Origin of the sequence: Streptomyces sp. FH025 (assembly GCF_017427025.1) — a bacterium.
Classification (GTDB): domain Bacteria; phylum Actinomycetota; class Actinomycetes; order Streptomycetales; family Streptomycetaceae; genus Kitasatospora.
This window is the reverse complement of sequence record NZ_JAFLNG010001024.1, coordinates 1-1,969: the sequence shown is the minus strand read 5'-3', so window position 1 is coordinate 1,969 and position 1,969 is coordinate 1. Positions and strand designations below refer to the sequence as shown.

At 73.4% G+C, this 1,969-nt stretch carries 2 protein-coding genes; one reads left to right on the top strand and one right to left on the bottom strand.

What is annotated here, in order from left to right:
• The coding region (locus J0670_RS36880; protein ID WP_207817142.1) for a hypothetical protein at nucleotides 1-376 on the top strand (376 nt) is incomplete at its 5' end.
• Between the two features lie 7 nt (nucleotides 377-383).
• Here J0670_RS36880 and J0670_RS36875 read toward each other — a convergent pair.
• Nucleotides 384-1,712, bottom strand: a complete 1,329-nt coding sequence (locus tag J0670_RS36875; protein ID WP_207817141.1) for a hypothetical protein — start codon at nucleotides 1,710-1,712, stop codon at nucleotides 384-386.
• Between the last annotated feature and the right edge of the window lie 257 nt (nucleotides 1,713-1,969).

Below are 1,969 nucleotides of genomic sequence, written 5' to 3'. Positions count from 1 at the left end.
CTTGATCAGCACCCACGTGTTCTATCCCGGCTCCACGGACCTGTCGGCGGTGCCCGCCGGCTACCGCTTCTGGTTCGAACTGCTCTACCTGTGCGAGAACCTGGCCTTCGGCGCCGGGATGTCCTTCCTGTTCCTCGGCCTCCCGGTGGTGCTGAGGCAGGGCCGCTCGCTGCGGCTGTCGGTGCTCACCTACCTGTCGGTGTTCTGGCTGCTGGCCTCCTGGTGGCCGCAGGACAACCTGTACCGGCTCACCGACGCCACCGACTGGTCGCGCGAGACGGCGATGGTGTACGTCTTCAACATCCCGCTGATGGCGGCCGCGGCCGTGGTGGCGGTCTTCCTGCTGCGGCGGCCGGGCGCGACCGTCAAGAAGTGACACCGCCTCAGCGCAGCGCCTCGAACATCCCCGTGAGCGCGTCGTTGGCGGCGGTCAGCAGCGCCTGGGCGGCGTCCAGCGCGTCCGCGTCCGGCCCGGCGAGGGCGAGGCCGACGGCGGGCTCCGGGTCGTGGCCCGCCGTCGGGATCAGCGGCAGCAGGGTGACGTCGAGCCGGGCGCAGCGCGGGCGCAGCCGCTCCAGGTGGTCGTACAGCGCCTCGGGGCCGAGTCGGGCGCCGAGCGGCATCGCGTCCAGGGTGCGGACGAGGTGGCCCGGGCCGCGCACCCGGTCGAGGCGCTCGCGCAGCATGAAGGCGACGGCCGGGCCGGTGAGCCGCAGGTTGATCTCGGTGGGGGCGAGCCGGCGCTGCCGGTCGGTGACGAAGTCCACGTCGTACCAGCCCCGGTAGCCCTCGGCGGCCAGCCGCTCCCCCACCGCCAGGGTGAACCGGCGGGCCGTCTCGGCGGCGTCGTGCGGTACCGCGCCGGGGCCGACGGTGGCGCCCTGGTAGTGGGTGCCGGCCACGTCCATGGCACCGGCGCCGACCGGGTGGACGGTGCCGTCCGGGCCGACCAGGGCGTCGTAGGTGAGGTCGCGCAGCCGGGCGGACGGGCCCGGGTCGACGTACTCCTCCAGCAGCAACTCGCCCTGGGGTGGCAGGATCTCGTCACGCACCAGGAGGCGCAGCAGGGCGCCCCCGCCGCCCGCGGCGAACAGTTCGGCGGGCTCGACCACGACGGTGCCGTAGCCGCCGACGCCGTGCGGGCTCTTCAGGACGGTGGTCCGGCCCCGGGCGGCGCGGGCGGTCAGCCGGCGGGCGGCGCGTCGGCGGCCGTCGGGGCGATCCTGCTCGGGCACCCGGATCCCGGGGTGGTCGGGGGCGAGGGCGGTGAAGAGGTCGTGCGCGGCGGCCTTGGACTCGTAGCGGCGTACGGCGGCCAGCTCGGGGCTCTCGCCCTGCGCGCCGGTGCGGCCCCAACGGACCACCGGGCGGCCGGAGTCAGCGATCCGGGCGGCCAGTGCGGGCCGCCCGGCGAGCGCCTCGGCGAGGGTGCGTCCGGGCGCGACACCGCTGTGCACCTCGACCGGGCCCCACTCCAGCTCCCGGGCCAGCCAGTCGGTCCACTGCGGGTCGACCTCGGCGGGCAGCACCAGCAGCGCCGGTTCCGGGCTGTAGCAGGCGGCGAGGCAGGCGTAGTGGTGCGCCTGCCGCAGCCGCCGGGCGCGCTGGGCCGCGTCCATGCCCGGGGCGAAGAACTGCGCGTTGAAGTCCGCGACATCGCCGATGTGGACCGCCGCTCGCCCGCCGGTCCAGGCCCCCACCCATCCGTCCATGGACCGAGAGCCTAGGACTCCGGGGTCACGGCGCCAACAGGTCCGCCAACGGAACCTGCCAACGCGCCTGCCAACGCGCCTGCCAACGGATGCCATCAGACCCGCCAACAGACCCGTCAGTCGGTCGTCTAGCCGGTCGTCACGACGGCGGCGTGGAGGGCTTGTTAACTTCCGATCATTTTGACTTGAGCAGAACACAATTTGGCAAAGTTATGACCTTTCCTCTAGCTCAATCTGACTGATCGCCGTCAATCTCG